Origin of the sequence: Frankia sp. CpI1-P (assembly GCF_001421075.1) — a bacterium.
Classification (GTDB): domain Bacteria; phylum Actinomycetota; class Actinomycetes; order Frankiales; family Frankiaceae; genus Frankia; species Frankia torreyi.
On record NZ_LJJX01000052.1, the window covers coordinates 1 to 16553 of the forward strand.

Sequence of the window (16553 nt, forward strand, 5' to 3'; positions counted from 1 at the left end):
ATCCTCGACCCCGCCAGCGTCCCCCTCGACATCGGACGATCAACCCGCGTCGTCCCCCCACACCTACGCCGCGCCCTCGCCGCCCGCGACCGAGGCTGCACCTTCCCCGGCTGCGACCGCCCACCCTCCTGGTGCGAAGCACACCACGTCATCCACTGGACACACAGCGGGATCACCGCCCTACACAACCTCGTCCTGCTCTGCGGCCACCACCACCGCCAGGTCCACCACGACGGCTGGACCATCCTCTTCACCGACACCGGACACCCCGCCTACATCCCACCCTGGCGCATCGACCCGGCGCAACGCCCACGCCAAAACCCCTACACCCACCCACCCGACCTCCTCACCAGCGTCACCTGACCGGCGGTCGCCCGCGCCGACAGACGGCCGCGAAGACCTGGCGCNATCGCAAGATCTCCGCAGCCATCAGCCGATCACGACTGCCTCCCGAGCACCGGAGGTCTCACTCGTCCCGAGGTGACAGGTCGGCCTTGTCGTCCGGCTGCCCGACAACCCNGACGAGGACGCGGCCGGTGAACGCGCCGCGCAGCAGGTCGACGAAGGCATGCGGCGCGTTCTCGATCCCATCCACGATGGTCTCGTCGAGTCGCAGCCGGCCCGCTGCCAGCCAAGGGCCGATCTCCTGTTCGGCCTCGGCGCGGCGGTCCGCGAAGTCGGCGGTGCGTAGGCCCCGCAGGGTAAGCCGGTTGGCGATGGCATAGCCCAGGTCCAGGGTCGCCTCCTCGCCGTCGGCGCGGCCGGGCCGCGGGCCGTTCTGGCGATCGAGCAGCCCGCACAGCACCGCCCGGCCGTGCGGGCGCAGCAGGCGGACCGCGGCGGCGAGCTGCGCGCCGCCGGTGTTGTCGAAGTAGACGTCGATGCCGTCCGGGGCGAGTGCGCCCAGCCGCTCGAGGACGGGGCCGTCCCGGTGGTCGAAGGCCGCGTCGAAGCCGAGCGTCCCGGTCACGTGGGCGACCTTGGCCGGTGACCCCGCGCTGCCGATGACCCGGCCGGCACCGCGCAGCCGGGCGATCTGACCGGCGAGGCCGCCGACCGCCCCGGCCGCACCGGACACGAAGACGGTGTCGCCGGGACGCAGCTCGCCCGCGACGACCAGCCCAGCCCAGGCGGTCAGCAGCGGCGCCAGATACGCGGTCGGGCTCGGGAGGACGGCGGTGTCGACCCGTCGCAGCGCCGCCGCGTCGGCGACGGCGAACTCCCGCCAGCCGAGCTGGTGACAGACCTCGTCGCCGACGGCGAAATCGGGGTCGGTGCTGGCGACGACCTCACCGAGGGCCGCCCCCGGCACGACGTCGCCGGGCGCGAGCCGGGGCAGCGGCAGGCCAACGTCACCGAGGAACAGTCGGGCGGCGGCGTCGAGGGCGAACAGGGTGGTGCGGACGACGACCTGACCAGGCCGCGCGGTCGGCACCTCGGCCAGCTCCACGCGGAAGTCCTCCGGCGTCGGAAGCCCGGTCGGATGCGCGGCGAGACACACCTGCCGGCCGACGGCCGGCGTCGACGGCACGGGCGGGGAGACCCGCGGCGAAACGGCGGTCGACGGCGAAACGGCGGTCGACGGCGAAGCGACGGTCGACGAGGAGGCAGTGGTGGACGAGGAGGCAGTGGTGGACGAGGAGGCAGTGGTGGACGAGGAGGCAGTGGTGGACGAGGAGGCAGTGGTGGACGAGGAGGCACTCATGCCGGCGACGGTAGGAGTTGCCGTAGGCGTCAAGGTCAAGCCCGCCACGCGGAGAAACTGCCCCGTCTGTCTCCGCCGCCCCCCGTAGAGGGCGGGAGTCCCGGTCGCGTGCATCGACCGCGCACGCCGGGTTTCATCGGGGCGGGGCTTCGGCCGCCTCGCCCAGTTCCCACCGGAGGGAGATCGGACATGACGATTCCGACCGAGGATTCCGCCGCGGGTCCCAACGGGGACTTATCCGGCCGACGCGGTGGCGAGGGTCAACCGCCCGGCGGCCCCCTGACCGACGAACACCGCCGGTTCCTCGCCGCGCATGCGCGTGGCTTCCTGATCGTGACCGGTGCGGACGGCGGGCCGATCGGCTACCCGATGACCGTCCGGTGGTGCGAGGGCACGCTGGAGTTCAACACCTACCGCAGGAGCGCGAAGGTCATCCATCTGCGGCGCGACGGCAGGGTGTGCGTGGTCGTGGTGCCCCGTGACCGGGCCGCCGATCGGCGGGTGCTCAGCGTCTGGGGACGCGTGCAGCCCGGTGAGGGAAGCATCGAGCACTGGATGCACGGCGACGGCGAGGATTCGGCGCCGGGCCTGTCCGCTCCCGCCCGCCCCCTGATGCCCCAGGCCACGCCTTCTCACGCCGCGACTCCGCCTGTCGTGACCCCGCAGCCCGCGACCCCGCACGTCGTGACACCACCCCACGTCGTCGCCAGGGTCCGGGAAAGACTGCTCGACGGCAGACGGATCATCATCCGGGTGACCCCGCTCACGGCCCTGTTCATGCACGCGACGGAAGGACCGGACGATGCCGGCTGAGCGTCGCCGGCGGATCGCGATGGGCGACGAGCAGCTCTCGGCGTTCCTCGACGGTTCCGCGGAGATGGTCGTCGCGTATGTGAACGCGGACGGTTGGCCGGTCGGCACCCTGGCCGGCGCCGAGCGGCACGGGGAGGAGATCACGGTCGAGTTCACCGATCCGACCGGGACCGCCACCGGGATCGGCGTCGGCGAGGCGGTGTGCTGCGTCGCCGAGGAGGGGGTCAGGTACGACGAGATCCGGGGCGCGATCGTGCGCGGCGAGGTGACCGTGGCCGCGACCGTGGCCGGCCGGCACCGTTGGACCGTCCGGGAGCGGCACACCAGCAGCTTCGACTTCGCGGCCCTGGCCGACCCCGGGCCGGGCGACGCCGGCTGATCCTCCCGATGCGTCAATCCAGGGGGCGACGCGTCAGCTCGGGGGCCCATGCGTCCACCCAGGGGCTGGCGCGTCAGCTCGGGGAACGGCGCGTCAGCCCAGGCCGGCCCGGACGATGTCGCCGTCGTGATGGTGGCACTCGTGCAGCGCGCTGCGGGCCACCAGGGCGATCTCGACGACCCGCCCGTCGAGGTCGATCGTCCGGCGCGCCAGGTCCGCGTCGAGCCGCTCCATCGTCTCGCGCAGGCGGGCGACCCGGCGTGCGAACTGGCCGAGGAGATCGTCCAGGTCGCCGTGACGGTAGTCCGCGGCCGCCACCGACGCGTCGGGGTCGACGGCCGGAATCACCGGGGTCTGCTCGGCGGTGGCCCGTTCGATCAGCCAACGATGGAAGGCCATCGCTTCGCGCAGGTGCCCGAGGTACTCGATCGGCGACCAGACCCTCGGTCCCGGGCGGTGCCGCACCACGTCCGGGGGCAGGGCCAGCAGATGCTCGGCGATCCTCGCGGCGACCGGGCCGAGATCGGCGGCGACCTGCCCGACCCCGACGGCGGACGCGTCGAAGTCGCACTCGCTGCACACCTGCTCCACCGTCAACCCCTCCTCGGTCCACGTGCGCTCGGTCCACGTGCGCTCGCTTCAGGAAACCGCCTCGGCACGGCCGAGTTCCACGCAGGTCTCGGCGGCGAGCCGGAACAGGCGCGCGCGGGTGGACAGCGCCTGCTGCCAGTCCCGCGACGCCCAGACCGGACCCGCCAACGAGTCTCCGGCGTAGAGGAGCTGCGCGAACCGCACCCCGCGGAACCGGGCGACCGCAAAAAAGGCGGCGGCTTCCATCTCCACCGTAAGGCAGCCCTCCGCGCGCCGGGCCTCGACCTTGGCCGGCGTCTCCCGGTAGATCGCGTCGGTCGTCCAGGTCTTGCCGCGGACGAACGGCACCCCGTGCCGGGTCAGCACCGCCTCGGCCGCCGCCACTCCGGCGGGATCGGCGCTCACCTCGCGGCTGGGCGGCTGGTAGTGGAACGAGGTTCCCTCGTCACGGACGGCCCGGTCGGGGACGATGACCTGCCCGAGCACATGGGAGTCGACCAGCGACCCCGCCCCGCCGCAGGCCACCAGCGTCCGGGCACCCAGGACGATGGCCTCCTCCATGAATCCCGCGCACAGCGGTGCNCCGATGCCCGGCTGGAACACGGCGATCGGCGTCCCCTCCAGGATCACCTCGTAGACGGGATGCCGGCCGTGCTCGCCGACGAGTTCGGTCAGCACCCGAGCCTGATGGGTCTCCACCAGGGCATCGACGACCTCCCCGAAGAAACACAGCACCGCGAGTTGCGGCAGCCGGACACCCGCCTTCTCCCGGCCCCGGCCCGCGAACGGCCGGACCATGCCCGCGGGAGAGGGATCGAACTCGACCAACGGAAGCGACGCGTTATCCGAGATCTCCACCCGGATCATTCTGGCAGGCCCGTGTATGGCGCGTCGCCGCCCATATCCGTGATCATTCCTGGCGGGATCGCGCCTGATTCGCGCCTCGACACTCGATCCGTCAACCCGATCCGTCAACCCGATACGGTCCGGCGGGCCTCTGAAGGAAGGAGAGGGAAGGAGGTCCGATGGATGAGGAGCGAGACGTCGAGTTCCGGGCGTACTTCNCCAGCCGNCTTCCGGCGCTGCTGCGCCTGGCGTACCTGCTCACCGGGAATGCAGCCGACGCCGAGGACCTGGCCCAGACCGCGCTCGCCCGGGCCTTCGTCGCCTGGGACCGTGTGCGGACCAGCGACGCCCCGGACGCCTACGTCCGGCGCATCCTCATCAACGCTCACAGTCGCCGGTTCCGCCGCCGGCGGGTCGGCGAGACGTTGATGTCCGATGTGCCCGACGGCGTCCCTCATCCCGGCGGGCTGGCCGGGGTCGAGGACCGGGTCGGGCTGGCCGCGGCGTTGGCCGTGCTGCCGACGCGGCAGCGCGCCGTGGTGGTGCTGCGCTACTGCGAGGACCTGCTTGAGGCGCAGGTCGCGGAGATCCTCGGCTGCTCGGTGGGAACGGCGAAGACCCACGCGTCGCGGGGGCTGGCCCGGTTGCGGGCCGACCCCGCGTTGCAGGAGTTCGTGGCGGCGGCGTCCCTGTCGTCCTCGACTCCGGCGGCCTCGACTCCGGCGGCGGCGTCGTCTCCAATCCCGTCTCCACTTCCGACCGCCGCGCCCGAGTCCCGGCCGGCGCGAAGCCGCCAGGAATCTCCGAGCGGCCAGGGCACCCGCGGACGGGAGGGTTTGGCATGAGACATCAGGACGAGGACCCGATGGCGCACGGTCTGCGCGAGGCAGCCCGCAGCGTCGTCGTACGCCCCACGGACGATCTGTGGAGCGGGGTGGAGACGCGGGTGCCGCGGGAACGGCGCCGGCGCCGGGCCAGGCGGATCGTCCCCGCCGCCGTGCTGGTCATCGCGGCGGCGGGCGTCACTACCGGGGTGAGTGCGCTGGGGAACGGCGGTGGGATGTCGGTGACTCCCGCCCAGCTTCCCTCTCCCGCGTCGGTTCCGCATGCGGTGACCCTCACCCCGACCCAGGCCGAGGATGTGATCATGCACTGCGAATACCTGACGCCGGAGCGTCGGCGGTCCGATCCGCTGGAATCCAGGCTGCGGCTGGTGGCCGCCGTCGAGGACGGGACCGGGGTAAGCGTGCTGCTCGCCGCGAGGATCACCGCTCCCGTCCCCGGCCTGGGGCTCGGCACCTACCTGGGGATCTGCACCGTCCCGCGGACCGGCTCCGGGGGCCTGGACCTGGCCGCGGTCAACGGCGGCTCCACCGGACTCATGCCCGATCCGCCCCGCGGCGTGATCGACGTGAACGCCATCAACGTCGCCCCCGTCGCCGGCCGGCCGGCCGCGACGGACCGGCGGAGCCTCGTCGAAACGGCCGGGCGGGTCGGCCCCGCCGTCACCCGCCTGACGGCGACCACCGTCGGCGGGCAGGTCCTCGAGGTGCCGGTGCACGACGGGTACTTCGTGTACCGCACGGTGCGGGACGACACCGGCGCCCCACCCCGCCGCTCGCCGGAATTCGGTCGCATCGGCGGTGACCTGTCCAGGTCCTTTGACGACTGGGCCCAGCCGGACGGCCGCGACCAACGCACCCGGGACTACGACCACTGGTGGCAGGGCCGGCGCATCGTCCTGCGCGCCTTCGACCGCGACGGGAAGCTGCTCGGCGAGGCCTNCGGCGGCTGAGCGCAGCGGTCTGGTGACGGTCGCTGCGGCCGTGCAGACGATGCTGCTGTGCAGACGATGCGGCCAGCATCCGTGCGAGGGGGAGCGAGTTCCTGGTTGGCGTACCTCGTTGACGTTCCGAGAGCACCAGAACTATCGGACTGGACGGCGTCTTGCCCGGTGACGGCATCGAGACCGGCGGCCGGAGAGGCATCGCATGATCACACCGCCGATTCCGCGGGCCTGGTCGACGACTCCCAGTCCTCTCGGCTTGGGCCGTCGAAACCGGGTGTGAAGTCGGGGTGCTGCTCCAGCCAGCGGGCCACTCGGCTACGCACCTCCGCGGTGCCCAACGCCTGGTCCTCGGGCAGAAGAAGATGGCGGACCTGGGCACGGGCGCGCATGACCACAGGGTCATCGAGAGCGCAGGCGGCCAGGGCGGCCTTCTNCCGGAGCGGNGCGGTAGAAGCCACCGGCGCGGCGGCCAGGGCGGTGAACCGGGCTTCTCCGGCCCGGTCAGCTTCCACCTGGATGTCGAACCAGGGACGCAGAACCCGCAACGCCCAGCGGTGGTGAGCCGTGGTGAACACCGACGGGTCCGTGGAAACCGACGGGTCCGTGGAAACAGCGTCGGCGTGCTGTGCCACCCACTGCCCGGCCCGCAGAGCCAGCGCCACCCCCTGGCCGAGGGTGGGATTGGTGTGGGTGACCGCGTCCCCGATACCGACCAGCCCGGTGACCACGGGGCCGTCCTGGTCAACCAGAGCCGTCCACCGATTGTCCAGGCCGGCCATCGCATAAACATCCGAGGTCGCCTGGGGGTGCAGCGCCATCCATGCGGCGACCGCGGGGAACCTGCGCGCGACCGCGTCGAACACCTCGGGGTCCCCCAAGGCCCCACGGGTCGGGTCGGTACCAGACAGCGTCAGCGCCACCGCGAAGGTCCCGTTGTCCGAAGGGAACACCCCCGCGGCAGCGAAGGCCGACGCGGAGCCGGCCGGGACCCGCCCAGGATGCTGCGGCCCCTCGGCACGCAGCCGATACCAGCGGCAGAAGTAGGCGATCCCGGTGCGGTGGTTGTCCACCACCGCAGCCCGGCAACCAGCCTCCGCCAGCCACCNGGTCACCGGGGAACGCCGCCCTGCCGCATCCACCACGAGATCGGCCATGCCCACCCCCGACGCCGAGCGCACCCCGATCACCTGGGGAACCTCCGGCCCGTCGGCGAAGACCAGGTTGTCGACGGCTTCGCCGCGGCGCAGCTCGATCCCCGGCTGACGTTCCACCGCGTGGTGCAGGGCGGTCTCCAGCACGATGCGCCGCGTCTGNACCGTCACCAGGTCCTCGTCTCCCGGCCGGGCCGGTGGCCGTTCGGGGAACCAGTCGAGCTCGTTACGCTCACGCGCCCCCATCCGCAGCATCGCCGCGTACACATCCGGCGCCTCAGCGCGCAGCACATCACGGACCGGGGCCAGCAGACCATGCGGCTGGATCGCCTGCGGCACCGCCGGACGCCGCCAGCCGAAAAAATCCTCCTCGAGATCGGTGCCCGGCCGATACCGGTCCCGCTCGAAAAGCGTCACCACATGGCCCCGACGTCCCAGGAACAAGGCGGTGGCCAGGCCACCGATCCCCCCACCGATAATCGCAACCCGCGTCACTGTGGCCCTCCAACCGTGGGGCGGACGAATCGCGCCCCAGGAAGTGCTTACCAGAGTCCCACGAATCCAGCGGAAGAAAACGAATATGGCAAGGTTGTGCGCGGGGTGCGGAGCGCGGGGTGCGGTGGTCGTCGCCGGCAGGCGACGCAGCTTGCTCAGGGCTCGCGGGGGACGGCTGAGGCGGCCGCCCGGCACGTGAACTGGCTCGGGTCTGCCCCCGCCTTGGCGAGCAGCGCGTAGAGGTGTTGCTGATCGTCCGGGGAGAGGCGGGCGAGCGGGGAGCCCGCCGTGAAGGCCTGCACGAGCTGCGCGCGCACTTCGACGCCTCTGCGAGTCAGACTGATGATCTTCTGTCGGCGATCCGTCGGTGCCGGTCGCCGTCGGATCAGGCCGCGCTGTTCCAGTCGGTCCGTCAGGAACGTCACGGTGGACGGGTCACAGTTCAGCGTTGCCGCCAGCGCGCGCATCGAGGGCGGCGGCCCGTCGGGATCCAGCCGCCACAGCGCGCCGGCGAGCGCCTCGGTGAGATCGAGTTCCTTCACCAGGTCCGCGGCAAGCTCGCCGGTCGCGGCCGCGAGGGTGACGACCTGCTTGACGACGGCGTGGATCAACGAGTCGTCGGAATGCCCGCCGGCGTCGCCCACCCGCCGACACTACAGGGACCGTCCAAAACTTGACGACTCCAAGCACCTCTCAGATACTTGGAGTCTCAAACTATTCTCGGCGGTTTCGTCAACACCGTTGATTACGGGAGGATCAGCATGCATCTGACGGTCTTCGGTGGCACCGGACACACCGGGCGACACGTGCTCGACCAAGCGCTGGCGCAGGGCCACACGGTCACCGCGCTCGCCCGTGACCCCCGCGCTCTCGCCGCCCACGAACGCCTGCGGCCGGTGGCCGGTGACGTCCGCGACGCGGATGTCGTGAAGCAGGTCATCGCCGGCAGCGACGCCGTGCTCAGCGCGCTGGGCCAGCGCCGGTGGGGCAGCACGGTCTGCACGGACGGGATGCGCACCATCCTGCCGGCGATGCAGGACCATGGCGTGCGGCGCCTGATCGCCGTCAGCGGCTACGGCGTGGCCGACAGCCGTCACCGCAATCTCTACGTCGCCATCGCCCGGGTCGCGATCAGATCCNTGATGCGCGACAAGGAGGGAATGGAGGAGCTCATCAGGGCGAGCGCTACCACCTGGACCATTGTGCGACCGGCCCTGCTCACCGGTGGTCCGCACACCGGTGACTACCGCACGGGCAGCGACCTGCGCCTGACGATCACCTCCAGGGTCTCCTACGCCGACGTCGCCGACTTCATGCTCGCCAGTCTCACCCGGGACGACCACGCCTGCCGCGCCGTCGCCATCACCTCGTAGCCGGCCGGCAGGAGGGTCGACAATCACGGGGAATTCGCCGCCCCCGGTGAGGACCTGGCCACAGGTACGCCGATGCCCCGAATGCTGACGTCGCGCATTCTCGAAGTGTCCAACGGCGTGCGACGTAGGCTCGGGGCGGAGGTGGTGACCGGTGGCGACCGCGCGGTCCCCGAGTGGCGGGCCGGGCGGCTCGGGCGGCTCGGGTAGGGCGCGCAGCCTGCGGGGGCAGGGTGAGCAGCTTCGCCGGGAGATCCTGACCGCGGTGAACCGCCTGCTGGTGGAGTGGGGCAGCGCCGAGAAACTGACCATGCGCGCGGTCGCCAAGGAGGTCGGGGTCGCGGCACCGAGCATTTACCTGCATTTTCCCGACAAGGCGGGGCTGGTCTGGGCGGCGTTGTCCGACAAGTACGACGACCTGGTCGCGAGCATGGTGCGGGCGGACGCGGCCAGCGACGGCACCGATCCCCGCGAGCCGCTGCGGGCGCAGACGCATGCCTACTGCCGGTTCGCGCTGAACAACCCCGGGCACTACCGGCTCATGTTCGAGGTGCCGCAGCCGACGGTCGAGGTCGAGAGGANCAGCGAGCACCCGGCCCACGGCGTCTCGGCCAGCCTCCGCGCCGGATTCCGGCGCTGCCAGAAGACCGGGTATGCGCTGTCCCTGCCGGTGGAGCAGGCGGCGCAGACGCTGTGGGCGGGGCTGCACGGCATGGTGACGCTCCACCACAGCCTCTTCCACGACGAGTCGACGGAGAACCTGACGCTGCAGCTCGCCGACGGTCTGCTTGACTCCCTCGTCGCGAGCACGCCGGGCGCCTCGCCGCCGTTCCGGTCCGCTCCCCCGGAAACCGCCGCCTCCCGCCACATCAGGGCCATTCTGGCTGGAAATGTGGACCGTCCCGGCGACGGAAATTCATGAGCCGGCACGCTTGACCTGAATGAACGGGCCGGACGTTCCGACGGCCATTCCAGCAATGACCTGAACGAGGGCAGACACACCGACACAGAACGGTCGATGTCCGACCGAAGCATAAATATCGCGCTTAGTTGCACACGGTTTGCCTACACCTGGAGGCGTGGATACAGTCTGACTTAACTTAGTTAGGTGACCGGGGTCGACAGGTGACCGAGACCACGAAATCTGCCAGTCCCCCGGTCGGCACAGCCCCCAGGAAAGGGCTTGCCCGGAGGTTTCCCATGAAGATTTCCGTCGATGTCGACAAGTGCTGCGGCGCGGGCCAGTGCGTGCTCGCCGCCCCCGACGTCTTCGATCAGCGCGACGAGGACGGCATCGTGATCCTGCTCGACGCCAACCCGCCGGCCGACCAGTACGACAACGTGCGCAAGGCCGCCGCGGTCTGCCCGGCGGCCGCCATCGAGGTGCAGGAGTGACCGCGCCGGCTCTGGCCCGGGTCGCCGTCGTCGGCGCCTCGGCCGCCGGTCTGAGCGTCGCGGAGGGACTGCGGCGCGACGGTTACACCGGGCGGCTGACGCTCATCGGCGACGAACCCCACCTTCCCTACGACCGGCCCCCGCTGTCCAAGCAGCTCCTGTCCGGCGCGTGGGACGCCGACCGCCTGCGGTTGCGCAGCGCCGAGGCGCTCGACGCGCTCGGGCTCGACCTGCGGCTGGGCGCCGCGGCCGTCGCCCTGGACACCGAGGCGCGCGAGGTCGCCCTGGCCGACGGCGACCGGGTCGGCTACGACGCTCTCGTCGTGGCCACCGGGGTCGCCGCCCGTCGGCTGCCGGGCACCGACGGCGTCGCCGGCGTGCACGTCCTGCGCACGCTGGAGGACGCGCTCGACCTGCGCGGGGAACTGCGGCCCGGACGCCGGCTGGTGATCGTCGGCGCCGGTTTCGTCGGCGCCGAGGCGGCCGCCGTCGCCCGGGAGGCCGGCGCCGAGGTCACCATGGTGACCGATGCGGCGGTGCCGCTGGCCGACGCGCTCGGCCCCGACCTGGGCGCCATGCTCTCCCAGGTCCACGCCGAGCACGGGGTGCGGATCGTTCCNGGCGTCCTCGTCGACGCCGTCCTGACCGAGGGTGGCCGGGCCAGCGGGGTGCGGCTGGCCGACGGCCGGACCATCGAGGCCGACGCCGTGCTGGTCGGTATCGGCGCCCGCCCCAACACCGGCTGGCTCGCGGCGAGCGGCGTCCCCGTCGGGGACGGGGTGGAGTGCGATGCCACCCTCCACGCCGGTTCGGGCGTGTGGGCGGCGGGCGACGTCGCCTCGTGGCCGCACCCGCGCACCGGTGAGCGCGTGNGCATCGAGCACCGCACGAACGCCGCCGAGCAGGGCCTGGCCGTCGCCCACAACATCCTCGCCGGGCCGGACCACGCGACCCCCTTCGATCCGGTCCCGTACGTCTGGTCCGACCAGTACGACCTGAAGATCCAGGTCTACGGCCAGCTCCGGGGCTACAACCAGGTACGGGTCGTCGAGGGCAGCCTCGCCGAGCGCCGGCTGACGGCCCTCTACGGCCGCGACGGCCGGGTCTGCGGCGCCGCCGGCGTCACCATGCCCCGGGCCACGCGCAGGTACCGGCTGCTGGTCGCCGAGCAGGCCCCATGGCCGAGCACGGCCGACCTCGCCCCGCCCCCCAGCGCACGCCAGGCCCCCAGCGCACGCCAGGCCCCCAGCGCACGCCAGGCCCCCAGCGCAGGCTCAGCCGCCAGCGGCGGACCGGCGCTCAGTGGAAGGGACGCATGATGTCGGAGACGAAGACGCTGCGGGCCGGCGTGGTGGGCCTGGGGATGATCGGCGGCGGGGTCGCCGTCAGCATGGCCCGGCGCGGCCGGGTTCCCGCGGTCCATGACGTGCGGCCGGGCGCGTCGGCTGGCCTGCCCGGTGTCGGCGACCCGCTGGGCTCGCCCGCGGAGGTGGCGAGGACCAGCGACGTCGTGATGGTCGCCGTCGTCACCGCCGACCAGGCCCGCGACGTCGTCGGCGGGGAGAACGGGCTGCTGGCGGGCGCCCATCCGGGGCTGACGATCGTCCTGCTGTCCACCGTCGTGTTGCCGGTCGTCCACGAGCTGGCGGCGTTGTGCGCCGGGCGTGGGGTGGGCTTCCTGGACTGCGGGGTGACCCCCGGCGACCGGGCGGCCGACCATGGCATGGTCGCCATCGTCGGCGGGGACGAGTCCACGGTGGAGGCCGCGCGGCCCGTGTTGGACGACTGGGCGAGGCGCGTCGTGCACTGCGGTCCGCTCGGCGCCGGGATGGCTACGAAGATCGCCCGTAATGTCGTCACCTACGGAAGCTGGCGCGCCGTGTTCGAGGCGACGAACCTCGCACGCGCCGCGGGCGTGCATCCCGCCCGGCTCGCCGAGGTCATCGACACTGCCGATCCCGAGGGCCACACCCTGCTCGCCCTGCTGCGGCTGCGCGGCGACGACGACGCACTGCCCGAGGCGGCCGGACGGAAGATCCAGCCGCTGATGACCAAGGACCTCGACGCCGCCCGCGACCTCGCGGCCACCCTGGACGTCGACGTGCCCCTGGTCGAGGTGGCCCGGACCCACGCCGACCAGACCCTCGACCTGCACGACCCGCAGGACCCGCAGGACCCGCAGGACCGGGACGACCGGGACGACCGGGACGACCGCGACCACCGCGACCACCGCGACCACCGCGACCACCGCGACCACCGCGACCACCGCGACCACCGGAACGCCGCCGCCGAGCCCGGCGACCATTTTGCCGACGGCCTGCACCGGTACGGCCTGGAGATGATGGATCACGTCTACGGCCCCGGCTTCAGCGCCGGCGTGCAGGGCGCGCACGACCCCTTCACCGACGAGACGGTGGACTACCTGTTCGCCCGGGTCTGGGCCCGGCCCGGGCTGTCCGTGCGCGACCGCCGGCTGCTCACCCTCGGCGTCGCGGCGACCGTCGGCCGTCCCGAACTCGTCCAGATCATCGCCACCGGCGGGCTGGTCAACGACGAGCTCACGCCCGACCAGCTGCGCGAGGCCGTCCTGCACCTGGCCGTCTATACCGGCTGGTGCAAGGCCACCGCCACCCACGCCGGCGTCACCGCCGCCGTCGAGGCCCACACCGCCGTCGAGGCCCACACCGCGAAGGAGCAGTGATGACGACGCAGCACCTCATCGATCAGCCCATCGCCCGCGACCCCGCCCACCCCCTCGACCCGCCCGCGCCCTACACCGAGCTGCGCGAGAACCACCCCGTGGTCAGGACGCGCTTCCCCAACGGCTCCACCGGCTGGCTGGTCACCCGCTTCGAGGAGGGCAGCCAGGTCTTCAGCGATCCCCGCTTCAGNGCGAAGCGCCGCCGCCACGACGCCCCCGAGGGCGAGCAGGCCGAGACCGGTGACGACGCGCCGTTCGACGCGGGCTTCGTGATGATGGACGAGCCCGACCACGGCACCTACCGGCGCCTGCTCACCGCCCGCTTCACCCCCAAGGCGGTGCAGACCAGGCTCCAGCCCTACCTGGACCGGATCGTCGCCGAGCATCTCGACGCCATCGCCGCCGGACCCGAGACCTTCGACTTCGTCCAGGCCATGTCGCTGCCCATTCCCTGCCTGGTGATCTGCGAACTGCTCGGCGTCCCCTACGCCGACCGCGACGGCTTCCACCACGCCACCGAGGTGATGATGGACATGGGCATCAGCCGCGCCGCACGCGACCGTGGGGCCCACTGGCTGGTCGACTACATCACCGCGCTGGTCGCGGACAAGCGCCGCACCGGCGACGCCGAGGGCATCCTCGCCGAACTGATCGGCAAGGCGGACGACGAGGGGTCGATCCTCACCGAACGCCAGCTCGTCGGCCTCGGCGTGCTGCTGCTGTTCGCCGGGCACGACACCACGGCCGCCATGATGGGCCTGTCCACGCTCACCCTGCTCACCCATCCCGAGCAGCGCCGCGACCTGACCGAACACCCGGAGCGGATCGGGACCGCGGTCGAGGAGCTCATGCGCTACCTGACCATCGTCCAGTTCGGCCTCGGCCGGGTCGCCGAGGAGGACCTGGAGCTCGGCGGCGCCCACATCGGCAAGGGCGAGCTGGTCGTGGTCGCCATGAACGCCGCCAACCGCGACCCCCGCGTGTTCGACAACCCCGACGCCCTCGACCTCGACCGCACCATGGTCCGCCACCTGGGCTTCGGCTACGGCGTCCACGCCTGCCTCGGCCAGAACGTCGCCCGCGCGGAACTGAGGACCGTCCTGCCCGCGCTTTTCCAACGCTTCCCCGACCTGCGCCTCGCCACCCCGTTGCAGGAGGTCCCGATGGACTTCACCGGCACCAACTACGGCGTGCGCCAGCTCATGGTCACCNGCTGAGCAGCACGACGGAACCGATCCGGACCCCCGGTCAGGCCGACGGGCGACCACCTGGCCGATGTCGGTTGGCCGGGTGGCCGGACCCCGGCTTCAGGAAACGATCGAGAACGTTGGCGGTGATCCGCGAGACGTTGTTGTCACAGTCGTTGTGCGAGAGGCTTCCCGCCCAGGCGATCGAAGAGGTCGAAAAGACAGCACCGCCGGACTCGGTCTCGAACAGGGTCATATCCGCCCGGACATCCCGGTGCTCACTACCGCCGAGCCCCGGGTACATGAAACCGATCTCCTCCACCACCAACAGGTAGGAGTCGTCGTGGTACTCCGAGGACGCGAGCAGGTACGTGCCCGGCGGGGTGCCCAGGCGGACATCGGCACGGTCCAGTTCCTGGCCGGCCGCGCCGCCGCGCTCCAGCCCGAAGTCGCCGATCAGCTCCTCCTCGCCCACCCCGGAGAAGACCCAGGACACCTCCGCCTCGGCACTGTCCGGCATCCGCCGGTAGTACGAGGACCCGGTGAACCCCTCCGCCGTGAACCCGGCGCCGAACACCTTCTGCGGTGCGCGGCCGCGGTTGCGCCACAGCCCGCCCTTCTCACCGGTGGTGGAGTGCAGGGTCTCCCCGGGCGCGGCCTGCCAGGCCCGCGAGCCGGCCTCGCCCTTGCGGACCTCCATCACCCAGGGCTTCTCGGGGTGGAAGGACGCGACCCAGTAGAACCCGTTACCGCCCATGTACATCACGCGCCCGCCGCCGCCGATGTAGTCCTCGTACGCGTCGAGCATCGGCTCGGAGGTGTACTCGGGATGAGTGCCGGTCATGACCACCCGATATGGCCGCATCGCCGCCACGCCACACCGGTGGACGTCCTCGTCGCAGATGACGTCGAAGTCGTATCCCTTTTCGGTGAGCCAGTTGACGAGATAGAGATCCGCGGGGAACTGCCACGTCCCCATGTGTGTGAACCGGTACCGCGGGCGCATGTTCAGGATCGGCCGGCGCCGCGAGGTGTAGGCGACGCCGCTGCCGTCGGCATGCAGGTCGTAGGTGGATCGTCCGAACCCGCCGTGTTCGAGCTGGAACACGTCCAACGGCTGTACCAGGGGCGTATGGCCGCCGACAGCCTGCCCGAGGGGTGAACCACTGGACAGGTGCTCGTTGGCATAGGCCTGGTAGCTCGCGGTGGGCAACAGCAGAGCGATCGACTTCTCGTGCCCCGGGGCCGGGCCGACCAGGAACGGCACGTGGTCCTCGAAACCGCCCGCTCGCAGCCGCAGGGCGTAAACCCCCGAGGGCAGGTCGGCGCCCACCGGCAGGGTGCAGGTCGGCGCCCAACCGGTGTCGTCGACGTCGTCGGCGTGGAGATGCACCGCGCCGTACAACTCGGGATGCGCCGTCCAGTTGTAGGAGGAGCCGTCCCAGTTGTGGGCGGTCACGGCTCGGGTGGGCATGTTCACCAGCCTGCCGGCGATCCCGGTGCGGCCGCCGGTGCCGCCCCCGGGACCGGCGCCGGGGTCGGGCTCCGGGGCACCGCCGGGCAGGATCGCGGTGCTGTCGATTCCGGCGGACAGATCCCACCAGGCGGTGAGCCCGTCGGTCACCGCCGGCGCGTTGCCGCTGGTGGCCAGCCGGCGCACCTCGTCGCCGGTCAGGGCCCGCCGGTAGACCGCCGGGAGCGCGATCTTGCCGTTGTACGCCCCCCGCACGACGGCCCCGTCGGTCGTGTCCAGGGCGCCGAGGAGCAGGTCGACCGCCGGGATCTCCGGCGGGCCGTCCAGCGTGCCGGTGACCTGCACCAGGTGGTTGGCCACCAGCCGGCCAAACCGGCTGTTGTACGGATTCACCACCGGCACCGCGGTCACGGCGGCAAGACCGGTCGCGCCGTCCCAGCTCGCCGCCAGGGCGTACCAGGTGGCGGCCCGCAGGCCGGCGGGCGCGGTGAGGCAGCGGGAATCCCGGCCCGCGCCGAAGACGAGAGCGGGCCGCAGCCCCTCGGTCAGTACCAGCGCGACGCCTGTCGAGATGGCGGCGTCCCAGGCGGACAGCACCGGCTGCCGGGCCCCGTCGGTGGTGGGCTGAACGAAGGCGAACAGNGTCAGCGAACCGTC

Annotated in this window: 13 protein-coding genes and 11 pseudogenes; 16 read left to right on the forward strand and 8 right to left on the reverse strand. The window is 72.0% G+C overall.

Annotation, left to right across the window (positions count from 1 at the left end):
• The coding region (locus FF86_RS25100; protein WP_131729397.1) for an HNH endonuclease signature motif containing protein at positions 1 to 363 on the forward strand (363 nt) is incomplete at its 5' end.
• Between the two features lie 157 nt (positions 364 to 520).
• Here FF86_RS25100 and FF86_RS25105 read toward each other — a convergent pair.
• Positions 521 to 1531: pseudogene (locus FF86_RS25105) on the reverse strand (zinc-binding dehydrogenase); the annotation flags it as partial.
• An 82-nt stretch (positions 1532 to 1613) separates the two neighbouring features.
• Between FF86_RS25105 and FF86_RS57425 the strand changes: the two are divergent.
• The 3 genes from FF86_RS57425 to FF86_RS25120 all read left to right on the forward strand — a co-directional run bounded on the left by FF86_RS57425 (position 1614) and on the right by FF86_RS25120 (position 2897).
• Entirely contained in the window at positions 1614 to 1793 is a 180-nt protein-coding gene (locus tag FF86_RS57425; protein ID WP_157866985.1) for a hypothetical protein, read from the forward strand.
• Between the two features lie 101 nt (positions 1794 to 1894).
• Positions 1895 to 2518 carry a pyridoxamine 5'-phosphate oxidase family protein gene (locus tag FF86_RS25115; RefSeq protein ID WP_044887606.1) on the forward strand — a complete coding sequence of 208 codons (624 nt, stop codon included), beginning with the start codon at positions 1895 to 1897 and terminating at the stop codon, positions 2516 to 2518.
• Entirely contained in the window at positions 2508 to 2897 is a 390-nt protein-coding gene (locus FF86_RS25120) for a hypothetical protein (protein WP_044887605.1), read from the forward strand. Before FF86_RS25115 ends, FF86_RS25120 begins: the two co-directional genes overlap by 11 nt.
• 93 nt (positions 2898 to 2990) lie before the next feature.
• Here the strand turns inward: FF86_RS25120 and FF86_RS25125 are convergent, their stop codons facing one another.
• The 3 genes and pseudogenes from FF86_RS25125 to FF86_RS57430 form a co-directional block, all read right to left on the reverse strand.
• Complete coding sequence (locus FF86_RS25125) at positions 2991 to 3488, reverse strand: DinB family protein (protein WP_044887604.1); 498 nt, start codon at positions 3486 to 3488, stop codon at positions 2991 to 2993.
• Positions 3489 to 3536: 48 nt separating this feature from the next.
• Positions 3537 to 4070, reverse strand: a 534-nt coding sequence (locus FF86_RS25130) for a nucleoside phosphorylase (protein WP_242419543.1), incomplete at its 5' end; no start/stop codon positions are given.
• Between the two features lies 1 nt (position 4071).
• A pseudogene (locus FF86_RS57430) lies at positions 4072 to 4355 on the reverse strand (hypothetical protein); the annotation flags it as partial.
• Between the two features lie 206 nt (positions 4356 to 4561).
• Here FF86_RS57430 and FF86_RS25135 point away from each other — a divergent pair.
• Positions 4562 to 5179 (forward strand): annotated as a pseudogene (locus FF86_RS25135) (SigE family RNA polymerase sigma factor); the annotation flags it as partial.
• Positions 5180 to 6329: 1150 nt separating this feature from the next.
• Here FF86_RS25135 and FF86_RS68260 read toward each other — a convergent pair.
• The 3 genes and pseudogenes from FF86_RS68260 to FF86_RS25150 all read right to left on the reverse strand — a co-directional run.
• A pseudogene (locus FF86_RS68260) lies at positions 6330 to 6556 on the reverse strand (FAD-dependent oxidoreductase); the annotation flags it as partial.
• An 881-nt stretch (positions 6557 to 7437) separates the two neighbouring features.
• A pseudogene (locus FF86_RS68265) lies at positions 7438 to 7769 on the reverse strand (FAD-dependent oxidoreductase); the annotation flags it as partial.
• Between the two features lie 155 nt (positions 7770 to 7924).
• Entirely contained in the window at positions 7925 to 8413 is a 489-nt protein-coding gene (locus tag FF86_RS25150) for a MarR family winged helix-turn-helix transcriptional regulator (protein ID WP_052681402.1), read from the reverse strand.
• Between the two features lie 117 nt (positions 8414 to 8530).
• Between FF86_RS25150 and FF86_RS57435 the strand changes: the two genes are divergently transcribed.
• From FF86_RS57435 to FF86_RS57475, 11 genes and pseudogenes are all read left to right on the forward strand, one after another.
• Positions 8531 to 8908 (forward strand): NAD(P)-dependent oxidoreductase (locus FF86_RS57435; protein WP_242419545.1); only part of this gene is annotated, 378 nt, incomplete at its 3' end.
• A gap of 1 nt (position 8909) precedes the next feature.
• A pseudogene (locus FF86_RS57440) lies at positions 8910 to 9142 on the forward strand (NAD(P)-dependent oxidoreductase); the annotation flags it as partial.
• Positions 9143 to 9293: 151 nt separating this feature from the next.
• A partial coding sequence (locus tag FF86_RS57445) for a TetR/AcrR family transcriptional regulator (protein ID WP_396230074.1) occupies positions 9294 to 9720 on the forward strand: 427 nt, incomplete at its 3' end.
• Between the two features lies 1 nt (position 9721).
• Positions 9722 to 10061: pseudogene (locus FF86_RS57450) on the forward strand (TetR family transcriptional regulator); the annotation flags it as partial.
• Between the two features lie 278 nt (positions 10062 to 10339).
• Complete coding sequence (locus tag FF86_RS25165; RefSeq protein WP_044887599.1) at positions 10340 to 10534, forward strand: ferredoxin; 195 nt, start codon at positions 10340 to 10342, stop codon at positions 10532 to 10534.
• On the forward strand, positions 10531 to 11153 hold a 623-nt coding region (locus FF86_RS57455; RefSeq protein WP_242419546.1), incomplete at its 3' end, for an FAD-dependent oxidoreductase. The genes FF86_RS25165 and FF86_RS57455, both read left to right, overlap by 4 nt.
• 1 nt (position 11154) lies before the next feature.
• Positions 11155 to 11406 (forward strand): annotated as a pseudogene (locus FF86_RS57460) (FAD-dependent oxidoreductase); the annotation flags it as partial.
• A gap of 1 nt (position 11407) precedes the next feature.
• Positions 11408 to 11853 (forward strand): annotated as a pseudogene (locus tag FF86_RS57465) (oxidoreductase C-terminal domain-containing protein); the annotation flags it as partial.
• Entirely contained in the window at positions 11853 to 13235 is a 1383-nt protein-coding gene (locus FF86_RS25175) for an NAD(P)-binding domain-containing protein (RefSeq protein WP_095212344.1), read from the forward strand. The pseudogene FF86_RS57465 and the gene FF86_RS25175, both read left to right, overlap by 1 nt.
• Positions 13235 to 13425: pseudogene (locus tag FF86_RS68270) on the forward strand (cytochrome P450); the annotation flags it as partial. The gene FF86_RS25175 and the pseudogene FF86_RS68270, both read left to right, overlap by 1 nt.
• Before the next feature lies 1 nt (position 13426).
• Positions 13427 to 14446: pseudogene (locus tag FF86_RS57475) on the forward strand (cytochrome P450); the annotation flags it as partial.
• 37 nt (positions 14447 to 14483) lie between these two features.
• Here FF86_RS57475 and FF86_RS25185 read toward each other — a convergent pair.
• On the reverse strand, positions 14484 to 16538 hold a 2055-nt coding region (locus FF86_RS25185), incomplete at its 5' end, for a N,N-dimethylformamidase beta subunit family domain-containing protein (protein WP_206779027.1).
• Between the last annotated feature and the right edge of the window lie 15 nt (positions 16539 to 16553).

What these genes read in the sequence shown, in the direction of transcription:
- FF86_RS25115 (WP_044887606.1), top strand. Translation starts at nt 1,895, where the DNA reads ATGACGATTCCGACCGAGGATTCCGCCGCGGGTCCCAACGGGGACTTA.
- FF86_RS25120 (WP_044887605.1), top strand. Translation starts at nt 2,508, where the DNA reads ATGCCGGCTGAGCGTCGCCGGCGGATCGCGATGGGCGACGAGCAGCTC.
- FF86_RS25165 (WP_044887599.1), top strand. Translation starts at nt 10,340, where the DNA reads ATGAAGATTTCCGTCGATGTCGACAAGTGCTGCGGCGCGGGCCAGTGC.
- FF86_RS25175 (WP_095212344.1), top strand. Translation starts at nt 11,853, where the DNA reads ATGTCGGAGACGAAGACGCTGCGGGCCGGCGTGGTGGGCCTGGGGATG.